At 63.3% G+C, this 21,953-nt stretch carries 12 protein-coding genes; 5 read left to right on the top strand and 7 right to left on the bottom strand.

Going from position 1 to position 21,953, the window contains the following annotated elements; genetic code table 11:
• Window positions 1-6: 6 nt before the first annotated feature.
• A complete protein-coding gene (locus Q5H92_RS15665) occupies window positions 7-3,465 on the bottom strand; it encodes a lamin tail domain-containing protein (protein WP_305012485.1) in 3,459 nt (1,152 codons plus the stop codon).
• Window positions 3,466-3,694: 229 nt separating this feature from the next.
• Here Q5H92_RS15665 and Q5H92_RS15660 point away from each other — a divergent pair, with 229 nt between their 5' ends.
• Window positions 3,695-4,696, top strand: a complete 1,002-nt coding sequence (locus Q5H92_RS15660) for an aspartate-semialdehyde dehydrogenase (RefSeq protein WP_305012484.1) — start codon at window positions 3,695-3,697, stop codon at window positions 4,694-4,696.
• A 2-nt stretch (window positions 4,697-4,698) separates the two neighbouring features.
• Here the strand turns inward: Q5H92_RS15660 and Q5H92_RS15655 are convergent, their stop codons facing one another.
• Window positions 4,699-5,295 carry a hypothetical protein gene (locus tag Q5H92_RS15655; protein WP_305012483.1) on the bottom strand — a complete coding sequence of 199 codons (597 nt, stop codon included), beginning with the start codon at window positions 5,293-5,295 and terminating at the stop codon, window positions 4,699-4,701.
• Window positions 5,296-5,538: 243 nt separating this feature from the next.
• Here Q5H92_RS15655 and Q5H92_RS15650 point away from each other — a divergent pair, with 243 nt between their 5' ends.
• On the top strand, window positions 5,539-7,491 hold the full coding sequence (locus Q5H92_RS15650) for a carboxypeptidase-like regulatory domain-containing protein (protein WP_305012482.1): 1,953 nt from the start codon (window positions 5,539-5,541) through the stop codon (window positions 7,489-7,491).
• Between the two features lie 5 nt (window positions 7,492-7,496).
• On the top strand, window positions 7,497-8,102 hold the full coding sequence (locus Q5H92_RS15645; protein WP_305012481.1) for a DNA-3-methyladenine glycosylase: 606 nt from the start codon (window positions 7,497-7,499) through the stop codon (window positions 8,100-8,102).
• Between the two features lie 35 nt (window positions 8,103-8,137).
• On the opposite strand, the gene Q5H92_RS15640 is transcribed toward Q5H92_RS15645, so the two are convergent.
• Both Q5H92_RS15640 and Q5H92_RS15635 read right to left on the bottom strand, forming a co-directional pair.
• Window positions 8,138-9,703 (bottom strand): family 43 glycosylhydrolase, encoded by a 1,566-nt coding sequence (locus Q5H92_RS15640; RefSeq protein ID WP_305012480.1) that lies wholly within the window; start codon window positions 9,701-9,703, stop codon window positions 8,138-8,140.
• A 117-nt stretch (window positions 9,704-9,820) separates the two neighbouring features.
• Window positions 9,821-10,273: a GNAT family N-acetyltransferase gene (locus tag Q5H92_RS15635; RefSeq protein ID WP_305012479.1), complete on the bottom strand. Its 453-nt coding sequence runs from the start codon at window positions 10,271-10,273 to the stop codon at window positions 9,821-9,823.
• Window positions 10,274-10,400: 127 nt separating this feature from the next.
• On the opposite strand from Q5H92_RS15635, the gene Q5H92_RS15630 reads away from it, so the two are divergent.
• On the top strand, window positions 10,401-11,801 hold the full coding sequence (locus tag Q5H92_RS15630; protein ID WP_305012478.1) for a PQQ-dependent sugar dehydrogenase: 1,401 nt from the start codon (window positions 10,401-10,403) through the stop codon (window positions 11,799-11,801).
• Between the two features lie 76 nt (window positions 11,802-11,877).
• Here the strand turns inward: Q5H92_RS15630 and Q5H92_RS15625 are convergent, their stop codons facing one another.
• Together Q5H92_RS15625 and Q5H92_RS15620 are read right to left on the bottom strand one after the other, a co-directional pair.
• On the bottom strand, window positions 11,878-14,739 hold the full coding sequence (locus Q5H92_RS15625) for a CUB domain-containing protein (RefSeq protein WP_305012477.1): 2,862 nt from the start codon (window positions 14,737-14,739) through the stop codon (window positions 11,878-11,880).
• A gap of 243 nt (window positions 14,740-14,982) precedes the next feature.
• Window positions 14,983-17,088 carry a T9SS type A sorting domain-containing protein gene (locus Q5H92_RS15620; protein WP_305012476.1) on the bottom strand — a complete coding sequence of 702 codons (2,106 nt, stop codon included), beginning with the start codon at window positions 17,086-17,088 and terminating at the stop codon, window positions 14,983-14,985.
• 629 nt (window positions 17,089-17,717) lie between these two features.
• On the opposite strand from Q5H92_RS15620, the gene Q5H92_RS15615 reads away from it, so the two are divergent.
• Window positions 17,718-20,618 (top strand): T9SS type B sorting domain-containing protein, encoded by a 2,901-nt coding sequence (locus Q5H92_RS15615; protein ID WP_305012475.1) that lies wholly within the window; start codon window positions 17,718-17,720, stop codon window positions 20,616-20,618.
• 240 nt (window positions 20,619-20,858) lie between these two features.
• On the opposite strand, the gene Q5H92_RS15610 is transcribed toward Q5H92_RS15615, so the two are convergent.
• Entirely contained in the window at window positions 20,859-21,845 is a 987-nt protein-coding gene (locus tag Q5H92_RS15610) for a cation diffusion facilitator family transporter (protein WP_305012474.1), read from the bottom strand.
• Window positions 21,846-21,953: the final 108 nt, after the last annotated feature.

Below are 21,953 nucleotides of genomic sequence, written 5' to 3'. Positions count from 1 at the left end.
AAGCGTCTAAAATCGCGCGCCCAGCACCACAGTCTTCTTGAATTCGCGCTTTTCGCCACCGTTGGGGCGGAATAATTCGACCAGTAGAATGTAATAGCCCACGGCGGCCTTGTGGCCCCGGTCGTCGATGCCGTCCCACTGCACGAAGCCGGTGGTGGGCAGGGTTTCGTTGCGCACGAGGCGGCGCGTGAGGCGGCCCAGGGCGTCGTACACCGTCACGGTGGCGGCGTAGCCGGGCTGGTCGAGGTGGTAGTTGAGGGTGGCAAAATCCTGCTGGCCGTCGTCGTCGGGGGTGAATACTTCGGGTGCCACGGCCCACTCCTGGTCGCCGCCCACCGCATCCTGGGCTTGCGAGTTGGGGCGGCCGGGCGTGGCGTAGCCCACCGCGCTGGCCGCCGAGTGGAAGTTGCTGCCGTTGCTCAGCCCCGCCGCCCGAATGCGCTCCAGTGACACGCCTTCCTGCGAGGCCAGCAAGCTCAGGTGCATGGTTTTGCTGTAGGCAAACCGGTCGATTTCAATGCCTGTGGCATTGAATAGCAAGGCCGTGCTGGCATCCGGGAAGGTCGGAAAACCGCTTATTTGCACCAGGTTCGCTTCGTCGCTGCTGGTGGGGTATTGCGAAATAATGGTATTCGTACTCGTGCTGAAAGCCAGCAGCTGGCCTGGCGCCAACACCAGCGGCGCGGTGCCCAGCACGTCGGCATCCACGCTGTTGTCGGGCTTCAGATTGCCGATTTGCCAGCCCTGCAGGTCAATGAATTTGTTGCTGCGATTTAGCAGTTCCACAAAGCGCACGCCGCCGGTGCGCGGGTTGAACAATAGCTCGTTTATCACCACATCGCCGCTCACGGCCGCCTCCGGCAGCGCCAGCGTGGCCGATTGCAGGGAGCCGCTGGCATTGCCCACGCAGTCGGTAGCCGTTTGCACGGTGAGGGTGGTGGGGCGGCTGGGCAGCAGGGCGGCGGCCAGCGTCAGGTCTACTTGGCGGAAATCAGGGGATACGGGGGCGGCCCGCGTCACGGCCGGGCCGGGGGCGGCCAGGGCGTAGCGGGCGGCGTTGGCGGCCGAGGTGCTGTCGAGCTTTTCCGAGAAGTAGGCCCGCACAGTGGTGGCATTCAGAGCCACGGCGCGCAGCAGGGTGGGGGCGTTGGCATCGGCGTTGGCGGCGCGCACCGAGTTCACCTTGCCGGGCGTGCCGCCCAGCGGGTCCACGCTGGCCGTCCAGTTGTTGGCGCCGGCGCAGGGGTTGCTGGTGTCAATCATTTCCAGGCTCCAGCCGCCGTTCTTTTTGTTGGCGTCGCGGTACCACGCATCGGAGTACGCGACTTCGAACAACGTGCGGCCGTCGCGCCCGCGCAGCACCAGTTGGTCGCCGCCGTTGCTCAATGACGGAAAGCTGGTCAGCCCGAACACGCGCGGGGCGGTGGTAGCCGAGGCAAAAAACTGGTTGAAGAGCGGGGCGGCTGTTGTGCCGCACACCACGGCGTACTCGCCCGGCCGCAGCACCGTCCCGGCCGGAAACACGGCTGCCGTAGTCGTGCTGGGCTTTAGCAGGCGCACGCCGCCCAGGTCGAGCAGCGTGGCCGTAGAATTAAAAATCTCCACAAACTCGGCTTTCGGCAATCCCACCGGCGGGTCTTCATCGGCCATGATTTCGGTGAGCACCAGCTGGTTGAGCCGCGGTGCCACGGGTGGACCGTAGTATGTGAAAGCCGCCGACGTGACCGGCCCGGTGCCGTTGCCCACGCAGTCGGTAGCGCGCTGCACGGCCACGGTGGTGGCCTGGTTGATGGGCAGCGCGGCGGCCAGCGTCAGCTCAACGGCCCGGAAATCGTAGGGCAGCACGACGGCGCGCTGCACGGCCACGGCCGGCTGCAGGGTATACAGGGCCGCGTTGGCCATGAGCGTGCTGTCGAGCTTTTCGCCGAATAGGAGGCGAACGGTGGTAGCGCTGCTGGCCGCGGCGCTGAGCAGGGCCGGCGCCGTGCGGTCGGGGTTGTTGGTGGCCACCGAATTGCGGCGGCCGGGCGTGGCGCCGGTGGGGTCGGTGCTGGCCATCCAGTTTTGCCCATCGGAGCAGGGCTGGCCGGTGTCCACCATCTCCAGGCTCCAGCCGCCGCCGCGTTTCACTGGGTCCTGGTACCAGGTGTCGGAATACGATACTTCAAACACGGCCCGGCCCTGGCGGTCGCGCAGCAGCAGCTGGTCGCCGGCGTTGAGCAAGGCCGGGAAGTTGGTGAGCCCGAACACTTTGCCCGAGCTGGCAAACTGGCTGGTGCGGGTGCTGCCGCACACCACGGCGTACTCGCCAGGCTGCAGCACGGCCCCGGCCGGAAACACGGCCGCCGGGCCCGTGCTGCTGGTGCGCGAGAGGCGCACGCCGCCCAGGTCCAGTACATTGGCCGTGGGGTTGTAAATCTCAACGAATTCCGATGCGTAGGTAGCCGCCGGTGACCCGGCAGGCGCCACTTCGTTGGCGTATATCTCGCTGATGAGCAGTTGGTGGTAGCCCGGCCCCACGGTGGGGGCCGCAATGGTAAAGCCCAGCGTGAGCGGGCCGGCGGCCACGTTGCCGTAGAGGTCGGCCACGTTGCGGGCCTCCAGGGTGTTGGCGCCGGTGGGCAGCGTCGCCGCGAAGGTGAGGCGCACTTGGCCGGGGTCGGTGGTGCTGCGCACGGCCGTGGTGGGCACGGCGCCGCTGCTCAGGCGGAAATTGGTCGCGGCCGTGCTGATGGCCACGGGTTCGTTGAACAGCACGTCGAGCTGGTTGGGGCCGGCCACGGCCACGTCGGTCAGCTGCGGCGGGGTGTTGTCGGTGACGACGAAATCATCAAAATAGAAATTGCGGCCGTTCAGCGAGGAATACACCAACAGTACGCCCAGGTACTGGCTGCGCTGGTAGGTGGCGTCGGTGGCCGAGCCTTCCGAGACGAAGGTGCGCCCGCCGCTGAGGTCGCGTTCCAGGGTCCAGACGTTGGCCGGGCTGCGGGTCACACGCACGCGCGTGGTGCTGGCCGTGCTGGCCGTGGTGGTGGTAGGCAAGGTCCCGTCGGCCCCGTCCACGACGTAAACCGGGTTGCCGGTGGCGTCTTTGCGGAATAGGGCCACCTCGTCGGGGGTGCCGCCCAGGCGCACGAAGTAGCCGCGGTTGCCGGTGGCCTTGAGGTCGGCCTGCTCCGACATCAGCCACACATCGGCCAGATTGCCGCTGGAAGTGGCCAGGCGCAGGTTAACCCAGAATTCCCAGGTGGTGCCCGTCACGGCCTGCACCGGCGTCACCAGCTGCAACTGGGTGCCCGTCACGGCCGGGCCGTTGCTTTGCAGGATTTGCGTGTTCACCTGAAAGCTGGCCACGTCGCCGGTCCAGGCGGGGTTAGCGGTGAAGTTGCCATCCGTAAAATCGTCGCTCATTTGGGCGTGAGCGAAGAGGGGGAACAGCAGGAGCAGCAGTAAAAGGTGTTTCATTGAAGCCAATGAGGGGTGAAGTGTTGTCATCCTGAGCACAGCGAAAGACCTGCTCACGTTAGGACCATTCGTGCTGACGTGAGCAGGTCTTTCGCTGTGCTCAGGATGACAAACGATTTGTTGCAAAGCGCAGCGTAAGCCTACGCAACGTCTAAAGTAGTCCATTTGTGGCGACATTTGTCGTTCGGCGCCCCTCGAAGGCGCAGCTTTTTATCTTTCTGCTTTTTCCATGAAAATTGCTGTTGTGGGTGCCACCGGTTTGGTGGGCACCGAGATGTTGAAAGTATTGGCCGAGCGTCAGTTTCCCCTTACTGAATTGCTGCCCGTGGCCTCGGCGCGGTCGGTGGGCCAGGAGGTGGAGTTCCTGGGAAAGAAATACCCCGTGGTGAGCATGGACGACGCCATTGCAGCCCGGCCCGACATCGCCATCTTCTCGGCCGGCGGCTCCGTGAGCAAGGAGCACGCGCCGCGCTTTGCCGCCGTGGGCACCACCGTTATCGACAATTCCTCGGCCTGGCGCATGGACCCCACCAAGAAGCTGGTGGTGCCCGAGCTGAATGCCGATACCCTCACGCCGGAGGATAAAATCATTGCCAACCCCAACTGCTCCACCATTCAGATGGTGGTGGCGTTGAATGACTTGCACAAGGCCTACAAGGTGCAGCGCATTGTGGTGAGCACCTACCAAAGCGTGACGGGCACCGGCAAAAAAGCCGTGGACCAGCTCCTCGAAGAGCGCGCCGGCAAGCCCGCCACCAACCCCGCCTACCCGCACCCCATCGACCTGAACGTGCTGCCGCACATCGACGTGTTCGAGCCCAACGGCTACACTAAGGAGGAGCTGAAGATGGTGAATGAGACCAAGAAAATCATGGGCGACGACAGCATCCGCGTCACGGCCACCTGTGTGCGGATTCCGGTGATGGGCGGCCACTCCGAGTCCATCAACGTGGAGTTTGAGCGCGAATTCGACCTGGCCGAGGTGCGCGAAATCCTGGCCAATACGCCCGGCGTGGAGCTGGTGGACGACCCCAGCACCAACCGCTACCCCATGCCCAAAGACAGCCACGGCCGCGACGCCGTGCTGGTGGGCCGCCTGCGCCGCGACGAAACCCAGCCCCGCACTCTCAATATGTGGGTGGTGGCTGACAATCTGCGCAAGGGCGCCGCCACCAACGCTGTGCAGATTGCCGAGTACCTGGTGGGCAAGCTGGTGCCGGCCGGCCGCTAGCCTTACGGCGCCAGCTCCTCCCGAAGGCGGGGGATTTCGGGCTGCAGCTGCGCCCTAATCTGCGTCAGCCCCTGCCGGACGCACTGCAGGTAGAGCACCCGCTCGGGCTGCGCATAGTTGGCACGGCTGTAGAAGCCCGCCGTGGCCGTGGCTTGCTCCTGGGCGTAGTAGGTGCCTACCAGTTCGCGGCGCTGGTTGCGCACGTCGAGCTGCAAATCGACAGCGCAGCGGTAGCGGGCGAATGGAAACCCCAACAGGTTCATCCCGCCAAACGCCAGGCCCGAGATGTACGAATAAACCGGCCCTGTGCCGTAGCGGACGCGGCGAGCGGTGAGCACCGCGAAGCCCTGGGGCGTGCCGGAGGAATCGACCAGCACCTCGCGCACTTCGCGCCCAAACAGGGTGCGCACATCCGTGGCCACGGTTTGAGAATCGCGGCTGACGAAAAAATGCGGCAGTCGGACTTCGGCCGCCAAGGGTGGCAGCCGGGCGGGCAGGGTTTCGGGCGTGGGCGCGAGCAGTGCAGGGTCGAATGCCCGGCAGCCTGCCAGGCCTAGCAGCCCCAGCGCGGCGGCTATTTTCCTGGTGTGGTGAAACAATTGCGTAGTAGGTAGTTAAGGCGGAAAAGCAACGTCTGTTGAAAAGTGCAGAAAATCTGCCGCTCAAATACTGGCCGTGGTAGTCACGCCGTTGGGAACTCAATGGTTGTTGAATAATTTGCCAAGCCGTGAGCCGTCCGCGCCCGGCCTGTTTTTTCGCGGCAAGCGTACCAGATGAAGGCCGCCGACTCCAGCAGACCCGCTTCCCCAAGCCATTTTATGGTAAAACCGCTAACGTTTCCAATGCTCCGCCTATTGCGCTTGGTTTGGCTGGTGTTGCTGGCCGGGCCCGTGCTGGCGCAAGCCCCCGTTTTGCTGCGCGGCCAAGTGCTGGACGCCGAAACCCACCAACCCATCCCGAACGCGCAGGTAGGCGTGGCCGACAACCGCATCGGCACGAGCACCAACGACGACGGGCGCTTTGCCTTGAGCATTCCGGCGGCGCTGCTGGACGAGCGGCTGGAAGTGGCCCTGCTCGGCTACCGCAAATACACCCGCGCCCTGCCGCCGCTGCCGGGGCCGGAACTGCGCATTGAATTGAAAATCAGTCCGGCCGCGCTGGGCGAGGTGCAGGTGACGGGCTCGGTGCTGGGCATTGTGCGGGAGGCCGTGGCGCGCATTCCGCGCAACTACCCCGTGCGGCCCACGCAGCTCACGGGCTTCTACCGCGAGTCGGACAACGACCCGGCCGGGCAGCCGCGCTACCTGGCTGAGGGCCTGGTGCTAGCCTTCAAGGAGTCGTATACAAAGCGCACGGCGGAGGGCGACATTCAAATAAAGCAGTCGCGCAAGGTCGATTTGCGGCGCGACCGCACGCCCATTCGCATCGACTGGGCCGGCGGGCCGTTCATCGCGCACATGGGCGATTTCGTGCACCGCCGCTCGGATTTCATCGACCCGGCCCATTTCAAGGATTACGACTACCGCCTGGCGCCCGGCAGCACGTTTCAGGACCGGCCGGTGTACGTCATCACCTTCGGGCCGAAGGCCGGCACCCGCCGCGCCGCTTTCGAGGGCCGCATGTACATCGAGCAGGACAGCTACGCCTTTCTGGGGGCCGAGTGGCACTACACGGCCGCCGGCCTCAACCGAGGCGCGCGCGACATCGCCGACTCGCGCGCTCTGCGCGTGGCGTACCAATTGTACGCCGGCCGCTGGCACCTGAAAACCGTGTGGTGGCAAACCGAAGCCAAACTGCCCGTGGGGCCGCCGCTGAAATTCTTCGGTGAATTCCTCACCACGGCCATCGACACGGCCCAGACGCCCCGGCCCGGCTACACCGAGCGGGCACAGCTCTACGACGTGTTTTTGCGCAACACCGTGGCCTACGACTCGGCTTTCTGGAAGGGCCACACCACGTTGCTACCCCCGGCGGCGGTGCAAAAAATCCTGTTCGACCAAAAGCGCCAGCAGCAGGCCGACTCCCTGTTCAAACCTTCTGCAGAGGCCGGCACCGACCCGCAGCAGAAGCAGCTCAGCGCCTTCGACCGCTTTCTGAAGCGCTTCAGCTACGGCTGGCACCTAGGCGCTTGGCCGTTGGCCGTGCCCGCCGCCGGCCTCGCGGTGGCGTATGCGCCGGCCGGCTATGGCCTGCAAATGCAGCGCACGGCCCCGGTGCGCGCGCAGGATTTGACCGTCTTCGTGCAGTTTGAATACCAATATGCCCTGACGAAGGAATTGGCCGTGCGCCTGGCCACGCAGCGCCTGCATCGGCAGTTTAAGGGCGACGGCTGGGAAGCGGGCCTGAGCTACGAGCACAACTTCAACCCTGGCCACCGCCCACTCTACGGCCGCGCCGGCCTTGGCTACCTCCGCCAGACGGTGGGCCTGCCGTTGGGCACCTTCGACAACCCCGACAGCGGCCTGCGCGTGGCCGGCACCCACCTCAGCGCCGACGAGCTAAGCGCCCGCATCCAGACCGTGAGCGACGCCCTGCGCCCCAGCCTGGGCCTGGGCCTGGAGCTGAGCCACAAGTTCGAGCTGGTGGCCGATGCCAGCTACCTGGTGCCGCTACGCCGCAAAACCCAACTGCAAGTGGACGAGGAAAGCGGCTTTTTTCTGTTCCGCAGCAGCGCCACCGTCGATTTGCCCAGCGCCGACGTAGACCTGCGCGTGAACGACCAGCCCACCACGCGCCTGCCGTGGCAGCAGCAACCCTGGCTGCTCAGCATCGGGCTCCGCTACCGCGTCCGCTGAAACCTATGCCGCATTCCAAACTGCCCGCTGCCTTCTTCCGGCGCCCCGACGTGCTGACCATTGCCCGCGACCTGCTCGGCAAGCACCTCTATACCAACATCGACGGTATTGTGACGGCCGGCCGGGTGGTCGAAACCGAGGCTTACCGGCACGAGGGCGACAACTCCCTCACGATGCATCTGCAGCGTAAGCGCCATCAGGCGCAGGGCCTGCACGTGCCCGGCGGCGCGGCCTACATCTACACCGTGTACAACCGCTACGCGCTGTTCAACATCGCCACTCACGACGCCGCCCACCCCGACGCCGTGCTCATCCGGGCCATCGAACCCACCGCAGGCATCGAGGAAATGCTGCGCCGCCGCGGCTTGGCTGCCGCCAAGCGCGGCTTCACCGCCGGCCCGGGGCTGCTGAGCCAGGCGCTGGGCATCACCCCGGTCCTCACCGGCCTGTCCGTGACGGGCGAGGTGCTCTGGTTTGAAGACCACGGCGAGGCGGTAAGTGACGTTGTAGCTAGCGCCCGCGTGGGGCTGGAGTACGCGGGGGCCGAGGCGGCGGGGCTGCCGTGGCGCTTTCGGATTCGGGACAATAAGTGGACGAGCCCGGCGAAGTAGATGGCTTCAGGAAGTGCGTTGACCACTGAGCGCCGTCACTTCTCCAGCACCAGCGAAACATCATCCACCCGGCACGAAGCCCGGGCCGCGCCAACTGCCCGGAAACCGATTTCAACTTTGCCATCCTTAACGGGTATGCGTTTGAGCACGATGGTTGTCCACTGTGGATTGGCCCGCTTTACTCTGTGAGCCAAACGCTTGCCAGCGGTTTCGGCATACATTTCCAGGTTGGAAAAGCCTGCCGTGTTCTTCATACTGGCGGTGAGCGTGTAGAAGCCGTTGGGCAGTTTCACGTAGGGCGACGAGCGAATGACCTGTGACACCCGGCGCTCGAAGGGCACCTTGTCGCTGATATTGAGGCTTTTCTCACCGACAACTCTTTTTCGTTCCTCCTCGGTGTTGTTGTAGTTGAGCACAGGCGAGGTGGCGGTGTCGAGCGAAACCACGTTGCCTTTGAGCACGGTGGTTTCCCAGCCCAGCAGGTAAGTCTGCACCGGCTTCACCGGGCTCGGCATTTGTTTGCGGTCGGCTTCGAAGCTCCCGTTCTTCGCGTAGTTGTTGTCGGCCGCCACCTCCCATTCGCCGGTTTTGGCATCCAGATTCCACGACCCCAGCGAATTGAAGTATGGCGTGGCCCCGGCGAAGGACAAGGGAGTCCATTGATTGTAGCCTAGGCCGTTGCCGGCAAAATCGGCCCACCGGTCGCCGCAATACAGCACGGTTTCTTGCCGGCTGCCTTTCACATTCACAAAAAAACCGGTTTGCGTGACATGGGCGTAATCGTCGGCGCTGCCTTCCAGCACGCGCATGTTGTTGGCAGGTTCGTATGGCCCTCTGATGTTATCGGAAACCAGGTAATAGGCGAGCGAAGCATCCCAGCCGTACAGGTTGGACGCCGCCATGTAGTACTTGCCCTGGTACTTGAACATGCAGTTGCCCTCGCGGCCGGCACCTTCAAACACCTTGGTGCAATCGAGCAAATCCACCTGGCCGTTGCGTAGGCCAATTTCGGAAACGTAGATTTTGCTGCGGCCCCGCCCGTACGAATACACCAAATACGACTTGCCGGTGTCGGCATCGGTGAAGACGGTTTGGTCGCCGGTGTTAGTCGTGCCGATGCGGTCTAGCATGTTGATTTTCCGGTGCCACTTGAATGGGCCGGCCGGCTGGCTGGCCACGGCAATGAGCACCTCCGCGCCGTGCTGCACCAGCATGGCGTACTGGCCGCTTTCCTTCAAATAGGCCACGCCCAGGCGGCCCACCCAGGTGGGGCGGCCGTCGGGCAGGGCCTCGGCCTTGGTCAGGGCGTCGCCTTCCGACGTCCAATGCACCAGGTCGGTCGACGTGTAGCAGGTTACCGATTCGTAGCTCGCCTGGGGCAGGGTTTTGTTGGGGGCGTTGCGGTAAGTTTCTGCCTCCTTGTAATGCACGCCGTACCAGTAATATTTCTCCTGTCCGGACTTGGGGTCTTTGAAGGTGAAGATTCCGCCGCCCTGACTATAAATGGGCTGGCCGTCGGTGGTATTCCAGAAGGCATCGTTTTTGATGTTCAGCTGCTGGGCATCAGCCCCGGAAGTCAGGACGATATTCAGGAGGAACACCAGCAAACAGACTGGGTAATGCTTGGCCGAAGGCTGTATAAAAGTCCGGAACAGGTACATAAGGGTAGAAGTATATCGTTTAGATGGCTCTTTCAATCGGGAAGGCCTGCACGCGCCTCAACCATACGGCTTATCCTTCTTGATTTCGAGCCAGCGGTCGGGCCGGTCCAAGGGCTCGTAGCCGAATCGTTGGTAGAGTGTGTGCGCATCGAAGGTAGCGAGCAGGTGGCGGCGCAGGTTTTGCAAGTCGGGATGGGCCAGCATCTGGCGCACCAGCCACTTCGAGAGCCCGTGGCCGCGGTGCGCGGGCAGCACAAACACGTCGCATAGCCAGGCAAACGTGGCCCGGTCCGTCACCACGCGGCAGAAGCCGGCTTGGGCGCCGTCGGGCGCGTAGAGGCCGAAGTTAAGCGAGTGGGCAATGGCCCGCTCCACGGTGGCCAGCGGAATATTTTTGGCCCAATACGACTCTTCACTCAGCCAGCGGTGAATGGCCGCGACGTCGAGCCGACCCGGGTCGGTGCTGAGAGTGTAGCCGCTGAGGTGGGTTTCGGTGAGGAAATCGGACATGAGAAGGCGGGGAAAGAATGTGCCCGCAAGCTACAAAAGTGCCGGGCGTGGCATCCGCCCGGGCGCAGGTTCCGTTAGCTATTCAACGGCTTTTCTCATTCACGCTTACTGCCATACGCCTATTGCCATGAACTACTTACGTAATGCCACGCTGGCCTTTTGGGCAGCGGCGCTGCCGTTGGCCGCCTGCGCGCAGGCGCCCGCTCTCAGCACCTTTCCGGTGGGCGCGGCCACCGTCACCGTGTCGGCCCTGACCACCAACCTAAATACCGTGTGGGAGCTGGTGTGGGGCCCCGACAACTTCATCTGGATGACCGAGCGCTACGGCCGCATCAGCCGCGTCGACCCAGCCACGGGCCAGGTGCAGGCCCTGCTCACGCTGCCCGACGTGACGCCCACTGGCGAAAGCGGCCTGCTCGGCCTGGCCCTGCACCCGCAGTTTGCCACCTCGCCCTACGTATATGTAGTGTACAATTACACGGCGGCCGGCGCCCTCAAGGAGAAGCTGGTGCGCTATACCTACTCGGCCGCCGCGGGCACGCTTACGGCGCCGCTGGTGCTGTTGGGCGGCATCGATGCGGCCACCTCACACAGCGGCTCGCGCCTGCTGGTGCTGGCCGATGGCACTCTCCTCATGACCACCGGCGATGCCCAGCAGCAGCCCCAGGCGCAAAATACGGCTTCGCTCAACGGCAAAATCCTGCGCCTGAACCTCGACGGCAGCATTCCGGCCAGCAACCCGATACCGGGCAGCCCGGTCTACACTTTCGGGCATCGCAACCCGCAGGGCTTGGTGCAGCTGCCCGACGGCAGCCTCTACAGCTCGGAGCACGGCCCCAACAACGACGACGAAATCAACAAAATAGAAGCCGGCCGCAACTACGGCTGGCCCACCGTGGAAGGCTACTGCAACCTGCCCGCCGAAGCCACCTTCTGCGCCGCCAACAACGTGCGCGAACCCCTCACCACTTGGACGCCCACCATTGCCCCGGCCGGACTGGTCTACTACAACCACCCGGCCATCCCGGCCTGGCGAGGCAGCCTGCTTTTGGCCCTACTCAAAAACGCTTCTCTACTGCAACTGCCCCTGGCGGCGGGCGGCCAGTCCATTTTGCCTTCTACCGGCTACCTCACCACGTTTGGCCGGCTGCGCGCCATTTGCGTGTCCCCGCAGGGCAAGGTGTACATCGGCACCAGCAACCGCGACGGCCGCGGCGCCCCCGCCACTACCGACGACCGGATTCTGGTGCTCGAAAACCGCGCCTACGTGCCCACCGCCACCCGCCCGGCCGCAGCTTTAGCCTTCGATATCTTCCCCAACCCGGCGCACCGCCAGGCCACCGTGCAGCTGCCTGTCGCCACTTCCCGCCTCACGGTGCGCGACCTGGCGGGCCGGGCCGTGCGAGAGCTACAGCCCGACGGCACTCTCTCCGCTGTGCTGGACCTGAGCGGCCTGCGGGCTGGCACCTACCTGGTGCATGCCGAAAGCGCAGCCGGCCGCGCCACCCGCAAGCTGGTGGTGGAATAACGGAAAACCAGCGCGCACAAAAAAAGAGCCGGCAACCTGCCGGCTCTTTTTTTGTGCCCTTGAGGCAGGCAACGGGCTATTCCAGCACCACTTTGCGGGTGAGCACCTGCTCGCCCACCGTCACGCGCAGGGTGTAAAGGCCAGTGGCGAGGGCTTGCGTGGAAATGGTTTGCTCGGCGGCACCGCTCAGGGCCTGGGTCCGCACAGCCTGGCCCAGCGCATTGAACAGCGTCAAATGGCCCGCGCCCCGCAGCTCGTTGAGCTTGATGGTCAGCTGGCCGGTGTTGCTGGGGTTGGGGTACACCACCAGGGCGTTGGTGTTGGCCTGGGCTTTAGTGGCCAGTACGTTGGTGGCTGCAATGGTAAAGGAGCCCGCGGCATCGGAGCTGCCGAAGCCGTTCACGGCCACGTAGTAGCGCGTGCCGGCCGTCAGGCCCGGCACCGTCACGGTGCCCACGGTAGTGTTGTTGGTGCCGCTACCGCGGCAGAAAAATTCTGCAAACGTGCCCGTCGAGCAGTTGCCCGTCGTGAACACGCGCACCGTGCCGGCGGCGTTGCCGGTCAGCGTCAGCGTCGACGAGGTGGCCGTGGCCGTGAAGGTGAACCACACATCCTTGGGCAGCGGCCCACCGCCGCAGCTGGGCGTATTGATGCCGTTCTGCACGCTCGTGGTGGCGCCCAAGTTCGACGCCGTGAGGGGTGTGGCCCGCAAGCCGAGGGCGCCGCAAGGCTCGTCGTTGGGCAGCAGCGTCGTGAACGTAACGGTAGTCGTGGCTGTGGTCGAACCCGTGGCGCACAGGGGCTGAATGCTGATGGTGTAGGGCGTAGCCGGCACCAGGCCCGTCAGGGTGTAGGGCGAAGACGTGGCGGTAACCGTGGTGGCCGTGCCGTTGGTGGGCGTGTACGTCACGCGGTAGCTGCTGTTGCCCAGGCCAGGCGTGAAGTTCAGCACGGCCGAAGTGGTGGTCACGTTGGTGGCCGTCAGGTTCGTTACCGGGTAGCAGCTCAAGCACTCAATAGAAGCTGCGAAGCCCGCGCGAGTGACCGAGCCGTCCGACGTGAATACCAGCGTGAGTTGCCCCGTGGGATTGGCCAGGGAGGCGCTTACAGTACCAGGGTTCGTGGTGCCGCTGTAGCTGCCAATCAGCGCTGCCGAAGCCGTGGGGCCGTCGTAGATGCGCAGGACATCAAGAGAACTCTCCGTGTCGAACACCGAGAATGTGAGCGATATTTTCGCCCCGGTAGTGGCCGGCGTGAGCACCGTGGTACGGTTCTCGTTGTCAGTGTATTGCCCGGATGCTCCCCCCGAATCGTAGATTATCCCGGAGCAGGTGGTCTGGTTCGTACCAATGATATAAGTCGGGGTGCCGGTGGTGAAAGTAGCCGTCGAGCAGGAAGAGCCGGCGGGCGTGGTTACGCAAATGGGGCCACCCAGCGCGCTGTTGGGCACGGTAAGAGTAATTTGGGTAGCCGAGTTGACGGTGAAAGTGGGCACGTTGGTTCCGCCGGTTCCGCCGATGACAACGGCCGTGGCGCCGGTGAAGTTGGTGCCGGTGACGACTACCGAGGTGCCGCCGCCGCCCGTGGTAGGCGTGAAGCTGGTTACAGTCGGTGCGGGCACCGTGAAGTTGGTGCTGCTGGTAGCAGAGGCCGTATTAATCACCCGAATGCGGCCGGTGGTGGCACCTGAGGGCACCACAGCCGTAATCTGTGTGGGTGAATTCACCACGAAGCTCGTAGCCGAGAGGTTATTAAAGGTCACGTCCGTGGTGCCGGTGAAGTTTGCACCCGTGATGACGACGCTGGTACCCGGCAGGCCGCTGGTTGGGGTGAAGCTGCTGATGCCCGGCACGGCGGCCGAGCACGCTATTGAGGCCGCAAAGCCCGTGGGCGTACCCGAGCCGTCGGAGGTAAACACGAGCGTTAGCTGCCCCGTGGTGTTGGTCGCCGATGCATTAACGGAACCCGGGTTAGCCGTGCCCGTGAAAGCACCAATCAGCGTCGACGACGCCGTGGGGCCGTCGTAGATGCGCAGGTAGTCGTAGTTGTTTTCCAGGTCGAATGCCGAGAACGTAAGCACAACCTTGGACCCGGCCGTGGCCGGGGTAATCACCGTCGTCAGGTTTTCGTTGTTGCTATAATTGCCATTAGGCCCGCCCGAATCGTAGATGGTGCCCGCGCAGGTGGTAATGGCCTGGCTGGCGCCAATCACATAGTTGCCGGTGTCGTAGTTGGCCGAGGAGCAGCCCGTGCCCGAAGGGGTCGTCACGCAGACGCTGCCCGAGAGGGTATTAGCCGGTACGAAGGCGGTGATTTGGGTGGCCGAGTTGATAGTGAAGGCCGTGGCACTGGTACCCGCAAATGATACAGCCGTAGCACCCGTGAAGTTAGTGCCCGTGATGACCACCGACGTGCCAGCCGGCCCGCTCGTAGGCGTGAAAGAGGTGACGGTGGGTACGTTGACGGCGCAGGTGATGGCAGCTGCAAAGCCCGCGCGGACGGCCGAGCCGTCGGAGGTGAAGACGAGCGTAAGCTGGCCCGTGGCGTTAATGGCCTGGACCTGACCGGGTAGGGTAGTGCCCGTGAGCGAAACCAGCAGCGGGGACGCCGCCGTGGGGCCGTCGTAGATGCGCAGGTAGTCGTAGTTGTTTTCCAGGTTGAATGCCGAGAAATTGAGCCGCACCTTGGCCCCCGCCGTGGCCGGGGTAATCACCGTGGTCAGGTTTTCATTGTCGGTGTAGTCGCCGTTGGGCCCGCCCGAGTCATAGATAGTGCCGGCGCAGGTCGTTTGGTTGGTGCCAATGATGTAGGTCTGCGCCCAAGCCTTGGGAGCCATCAGGAACAGTACCAACAGCATGGGGAGGTGCCACCAGCGCGAAGCCGGAGTGGGGGCGACCTGCGCACCCGGTGGGTATTTCATGGGTACAATGTGTTGCATGGCTTGAAAGAATAAGAACGGAGAGAGGTGAAAGAACTTGGCAGTTTGAAACGGCAAATGCGGAAGCACCTGCCATACCGACGGCCGCAGCCGTAGCGCAGTGCACCGCACCGGCGCTTGCGTGGGAGCACAATGAGTTGGCATAGCCGGCCGCCAATGGCCTGGCTTGGAGCGTCAGGAAAAAGTAGCAGCGCCAGCCAGTGCCGACGCCGCTACTTTTTCTTCAGACCAGAACGCGGAGGGCTATTCCAGCACCACTTTGCGGGTGAGCACCTGCTCGCCCACCGTCACGCGCAGGGTGTAGAGGCCCGCGGCGAGTGCCCGGGTCGAGAACGTTTGCTCGGTTGCGCTGCTCAGCTGCTGGCGGCGCACCACCTGGCCCAGGGCGTTGAGCAGGGTGGCCTGGCCGGGGCCGGCCGTGCCTGCCAGGCGCAGGGTGAGCTGGCCGGTATTGCTAGGGTTAGGGAACACCACCAATGCTTCGGTATCGGCTTGCGCGCGGGCAGCCGTGGGCCGGCCCGATGCGCACAAGTAGAACGCGGCGGCAGTGCCCGCCGGCGGGGTGGCCGCCGAGCTGTACACCCGTACGTAGTAGGTCTGGCCGTTTGTCAGGCCGGTGATGGTGTTAACGCTCGTAGCGCCGGCGGCCGTTGCCACGCACGACACGCTGGTTGAAGTGGCGCAAGCGCCCGAGCGCACGTTCATGATGCCGGCAAACTGCGGAGCAAAGGTGATAATCTGCGAAGGGCCCGTGGCCACAAACGAATACCACGCATCGTAGGCATTAATGCCCGCGCAGCCAGCCGTGGGGGGCAGGCTCTGCGTTGCATTCTGCAAAGTGCCCGCCACCGGCGCGGCGCACGCAACGCCCACGCTGAGCGGGACGGCATTGGCGCATTCATCGTTGGCCGGGCCTACCGGGCCCGTGGTCACGCACAGCGTGAACGTGCTGCTGGCGGCCACCGGAGCCGGGCTGGTCGAAGCATACACGCGCAGGTAATACGTCTGGCCGTTGGTCAGGCCCCCAACATTGCTGGTGGAGGCGTTGCCAGCCGATACCGAGGTGCAGAAGATGCTGGTGGAAGTGGTGCAGTTGCCCGAACGCACATCCAGCACCCCGGCAAACTGCGGGGTGAAAGCAATGGTCTGCGTAGCCCCATTGGCCACGAACGAATACCACACATCGTTGGCCGACGTGCTGGTGCAGTTCGTGGTGGGCGGCAGGCTTTGCGTGGCGCCAAACACGGCGCCCGTGGTGGGCGAGGTGCAGGTGCCGCCCACCGGCAGGGCCACGGCCGTGGTGCATTCGTTATTAGTGGCCGGGTTGGGGTTGGTGGTGAAGGTGCCGGGGTTAGAATAGTTGCTGTTGCCCGTCGAGCCGCCGCAGTTCTGCATCACGTAGAACTGGTAAGTAGTGCCCGCTGCCAGGCCCGTCAGCACAACCGTCGTCACAGTCGACGTAATAGTCGTGTAGGCGTTGGTGCTGGAGTTGGGCAGGTTCGGATTGAAGTTCGCCGGACCGTAGGCAATGGTAAACGGCCCGGGCGTGGCGTTGGTCACGCTAAACGACACCGCGGCCGAAGCACCGCTCACGGCCGAGTTCAGGTTGCGCGGCGTGGGGCAGGCCGTCACCACGGGCGGTGTGAACGTATAGATTTGGCCCGTGGCCGGAAAGGTGGCGATGTTGTCCGTCTCAGACGACGAGCTAACCGGCGGCGAAGCGCTGGTATTGGCCAGCGATAAGAAGGAATTGACGCCCGACAAGCCGATGGAAGCCGTCACACCCGTAACCGGGCTGGTTTCCAAGCGGTACACGAAGCGCACCGCGTTGGTGCCCTCCACTAGCTGCACTTGCATCGAAAAAGCAGACCCGGCCTGGCCCAGCCGAATCCAGTTGCGCCACTCAAACGTGAACACCCGGTTGGGCGCTGTGCCGGTGGTGAGGTAGCTGGCCGAGCCGTTGGTGCCGCTCAGGTCGTCCCAGTAGGGCGCTACCCGGGGCCGTTCGCTGGCCGTGCCGGTTGAGAGGTCATTGTTCAGACTGTTGCCGGAGGCGGCGGGGTTAAACGTCAGCCAGCCGTTCGACGACACCTTGCAGGAGGTGTAGGTGTTGCCATCGAACACAAAAGAGAAACCCAGGGGTATCGTGCCCGACAGTTCATCATCGACGAGAATGGTCGCCACGGGCGTGCCGCCGGTCAGTGCGGTGTAGGTACCGCTGCTGGCCCTGAAATCGTACGTGTCGGCCGTTTGCGCCCGAAGGGAACCACTGTTGAACAGCAGCGCCGCCAACAGCAACAAAGCCCAGTTCAAAGGCCCGCGCTGTCGCGCGTGTAAAGGTGTATGCATGGGGTGAAGGGGGAAAAGGTTGAACAATACGGGTGGAAAAGGGGGTGGAAATGCGTTGGGCAATGCTTTCGGGCAGCACACAGGTACATGCTTTTGGCAATGTAATGTAGAAAGAAAGCTTAAGCAGATACAAAAAAGCAAATGTATTGCAAGCCGGGCAAAAGGAGGAAAGCTGGTCAAAAAACCAGTCAGCAGGCTGTTCATGCGGCTTTTAAGCCATAAAAAAAAGCTGGATTATTTCTGAGCGGCTTGGAGCATCTTCTGCTTGTAATACGGCAAAAGGGGGCGGCCTGGGCTTCGTGCTGTTGTCTTTATTTTATATATATGAATGCGATAAGAGCTGGGCTGACCATCGGCGGAACCGGCGAGGGGCCACTCGCCGCGCTAAGCAGCAGAATAGGCTAGAAGCACTGCATTGAAAATAAGGACGTCAGGCGAACCAAATAAAAATCACAAATAAGTTCCATTTTGTCAAAAATTCGTTAAGTATGGCCCGTAATTTGCTGGACCAAAATCAGGCTTTGACGGCTATTCTTGGTCCTCTGTTTTTCTGCCTGTATCTTGGACCGCTGATTCGTCAGTAACCACCCAATTCGCGTTTTTTTACTTCATTTCACCCCTTTTCACCCATGAGAAAAATCTTACATTCCTTCACCCTGCTGCTCTTTGCGTGCGCCCTGCTCATGGGTAGCGTGCAGGAAGCGCGCGCTTCCCACTTGCTGGGGGGCGATATGACCTATGTGTCGCTGGGCAACAACCGGTACCGCGTCAAATTCCGCCTTTACCGCGACTGCTCGGGTATCACGCCCAGCCAGTTCATGCTGAACTACCGTACCGGTGGCTGTAGTGCCTTGGGTACGGAGGTTGCGTTTGTGCAACAAGGTGCTGTGGAAGCCGGTAACCCGTTCTGTGCCGCCGTATCGGCCGGCCCTTGCCAGGGCCCGGCCGGCTTGCCGAACTACGACGTGTACAACTACCTGGCCGAGGTGACGCTGGCCCCCGGGCAGTGGATTTTGAGCACCAGCCAGAACGCACGCCCGGCGCTGGCCAACATCAACGCCGGCGACCTGTACGTGGAAGCCACCCTCGACAACCGCAACCAGGGCACCACGGCTGTGGCCAACAACTCGCCCCAGTTCGATGCGCAGGATATTCCGATTCAGTATGTGTGCTGGAAGCAGCGCACCACCATCACCTTCTCGGCAACTGAAGCTGATGGTGACTCGCTGGTGTACTCGCTGGCTGCCCCGCTGCAGGCTTGCGGCACCCCCGCTACCTACCTGACTTTCCCCGGTGCTGGCGCGGTGCTGGCGCCCATCAACTGCCCCGGTGGCGGTTTCTTCAGCTTTGCAGGCATCCCGGGCGGCAACTACAGCCCCACCAACCCCATTCAGTTGGGCTTGGATACCATCGGCTCCTGCCCGCTCAAAACCGGTGTGGCGCGCTCGTTCAACTTCAACCAGCAGTCGCGCACCATTACGTTCACGCCCGGCATCTATAACGCTACTGCTGGCCCGGCTGGCGGCGCAAATAAGTACCAGATTGCGGTGCTCATCACTGAGTACCGTCGCATCAACGGCGTGCGCCGCGTCATTGGCACGGTGCGCCGCGAGGCCAACCTGATTGTGATTGACTGCGGTGGCAACAGCACCCCCAACCCCGTGCAGGCCAACCCCATCACCGTGAACTCGGGCACAAACGCGGTGAACACCGCCGACACGACGCGGATTGACGTGCGCAGCTGCAACTACTCGCGCGTAGAGCTCAACTTCACCGACCCCGACAACACCCGCGTCCCCAGCGCCAACCAGCTGCTGACCGTGACGCTGCCCCCGAACATCAACACCGACCCCCGCTACCTGGACTCGGGCGATGTGGGCACTTTCAGCCTCACCGGCAACGGCACGACCAACCCCAAGGGCGTGTTCTTCTTCCAGCCGTCGCCCGGCTCGGTGGGTCGCACCATCCTGCTGAGCTTCAAGATTGAAGACAACGCCTGCCCCATCAAAGGTGTGCAGAACCGCGTACTCGTTATTCGGATTATAAAAGGCAACGTTGCCCAAGCAGTCACCACGTTGGGTGCTACCGGCATTGGCAACACGACTCCCGGCTCGAACAGCATCTGCCCCGGCGGCTCGCTCACGCTGCAAGGCAACGTGCTGCGGCCGGACTCCATCCGCCGCATCGCCACCAACACCACGCAGGCGCAGGTTTACTCCTATCAGTGGAGCGTAAGAGCGGGCAGTGCCGCCACGGCTGGCCTGCCGGCTGTGACCAACACCCGCAACATCGTGGTGAATCCCTCGGTGACGACTCGTTACCTACTGAGCATTGCGCCCACGCTGGGCTTCTCGCAGGGTGCGTGCGGCGATACTACTTCGGTGGTGGTGCGCGTAGTGCCCCAGCCCATCGTGACCATCACCCGCTCGGTGCCGAACGTCTGCGCCGGAACGGAAGTGGTACTGACGGCTGCTACCACCCGCCCGGCTGGCGCGGGTAATAACCTCGTTGACTCCTACACCTACCGCTGGTCGGGACCGGGCGTGACGGCTAGCACCCCAGGTGCGAATACCGCGACCCTGCGGGTGAGCCCCACTACCACCACCACCTACACCGTGACTGTGAACGGTGCTTCTCCCTACGCCTGCACCAACACGGCTACGACGCAGGTAACCGTAGTGCCCCGTCCCACGGTGAGCCTGACCACCAGCAGTGCCTATGTTTGCTCGGGCAGCCCAGCCACGCTCACTGCTTCGGCCACGCCGCCTTCGGTGCCGGGTTTCACGGATACTTACACCTACCGTTTTGACCCGGCCAACGGCCTGGCTACGGCCGACCTGACCAAGCCCAACCCGACGGTGAACCCGACGGTGACGACCCGCTACCGCGTGACGATTTTGGGTAACCCGCAATTCGGTTGCGGCGATACTACCTCGGTAGTGGTGCGCGTGTTGCCGACGGTTACTGCGGCCTTCACCTCGAGCGGTGCGCTCGACGCGCCGGTAAATGGCAAGGCGACGACGCGTCCGCCCGTGTACTTCACTTTCACCAACACCACGAATACGCCGGCTGGTGTATCGGTGGCTTCCGTCTGGACGTACCAGCGCGTGCGTGACATCCTGGGTGACGCGGTGAGCGAATCGCCGGTGACCTTCAGCTCGGCCACTACGCCTACGGCACTGCAGCTCTCGCAGGCCGGCTACTACACCATCACGCTCACCACCACGCCCTCGGGCTTCGGCCAGACCTGCGCTCCCACCACCGCCAAGCTGGAGGTGTTTGTGCCGGACTTGCAGATTCCGAACATCATCACGCCCAACGGCGACCAGCAGAACGACGTGTTTAAAGTCTCGACTGCTAACACGAACAGCAAGCTGGAGATTTACAACCGTTGGGGCCGCAAGGTGTACGAAACGACGAACTACGCCAACAACTGGGGTGGCGACAACCAGCCCGCTGGTGTGTACTACTACTTGCTGACCAACAGCAAAGGTGTTCAGACCAAAGGCTGGCTGGAAGTAGTGCGCTAAGCCCGCGCTACCTACCCGCATCCATGCAAAAAAGGGTGCCGCGATAATCGCGGCACCCTTTTTTTGTGTTCAACCTGCGGCGGAAGCGCCGTGTGTCTAAAGATTTCGTGGTGCAACTGGATTGGCTGCTGGCATTCAGTTCGTTGTTCGCTTGTTATGCGCCGAGGTCTGCTGAGTGACGGGCGAACAGCCGGCCCAAAGCCGGTAGCCCGCCTCGTGCAACCTAGCCGGAGCGTTGCTTTAGCTCAGGCGGTGGCGCTCGTTCCGCACAGCGTTGTGGATATCCCAGACGATTTCGTGGCGGAAGGGGTGCACCCGCACCGGACAGTCGGCCATCAGGCACAGGGAGCAGGCGGCGAAGGTGCAGGGGTCGGCGTGCACGAACATCTCGACATCCACCGCAAACCGCTCCTTAATCAGTTCCTCAATGTCGAATAATTGGGAATGCACCTGCTCCAGCGTGAAGTAGTAGGGCATCTGCATGTGACAGTCGATGTGCAGGTTGGCGCCGTAGCGCTGCACGCGCAGGTTGTGCACGTCAATCCAGGGCTGGCGGCGCTGGGCCTGCAGCTCGGCAATGACGGCGGCCACGGTGGCGGTATCGGTTTCGTCCATCAGGCCCGAGATGGCGCGGCGCAGCATGCGCCAGCCGTTCACCAGAATGAAGCCGCCCAGCAGCAGGGCCGCGCCCGTATCGAAGCGCACCACGCCCGTGACGGCCACCAGCACCAGCGCCAACGACGACACGATGGATGTGAGGGCATCGATGTATAGGTGCTGCCCATCGCCGACCAACGCTATCGATTTCAACCGCTTGCCGGCCCGCACCAGCACGAGTCCCACGCCCAGGTTCACGAAAGCCGTGCTCGCCAGCAACGCCACGCCCCAGTCGGGCCGGGCCACGGGGTGCGGGTGGAGCAGGCCGCGCGAGGCGTGGTAGAGGATGAAGGCGCCGGCCATGAAAATCAGCCCGCCCTCGAAGCCCAGTGAAAGGTTTTCAATCTTGCCGTGTCCGTAGGGGTGGTTTTCGTCCTTGGGCAGGCTGGCCAGGTACAGGCTGTAGAGCGCAAAGCCGCTGGTAAAAACGTTGATGATGCTTTCCAGCGCATCGGTCAGCACCGCCTGGGAGCGGGTGAGGTGGTAGGCGTAGAACTTGATGGCCACCAGCACCACACTCACTACGAGGGAAAGCAGGCCGAGGCGGCGTTTGGTTTGGGAAGGCGTCATGCAAAGCGGTTTTCGGGGCAAAGGTCGGGCGCCTGATGCCAACCAACAGAGGCGCGGCGCGCCAGCAAGGCTTCATTGGCAACTAACGTGCGCTAACTCAGAGCTGAC

This window comes from Hymenobacter mellowenesis (genome assembly GCF_030581005.1).
GTDB classification, from domain to species: Bacteria; Bacteroidota; Bacteroidia; order Cytophagales; family Hymenobacteraceae; genus Hymenobacter; species Hymenobacter mellowenesis.
This window is presented reverse-complemented; position numbering and strand designations above follow the sequence as displayed.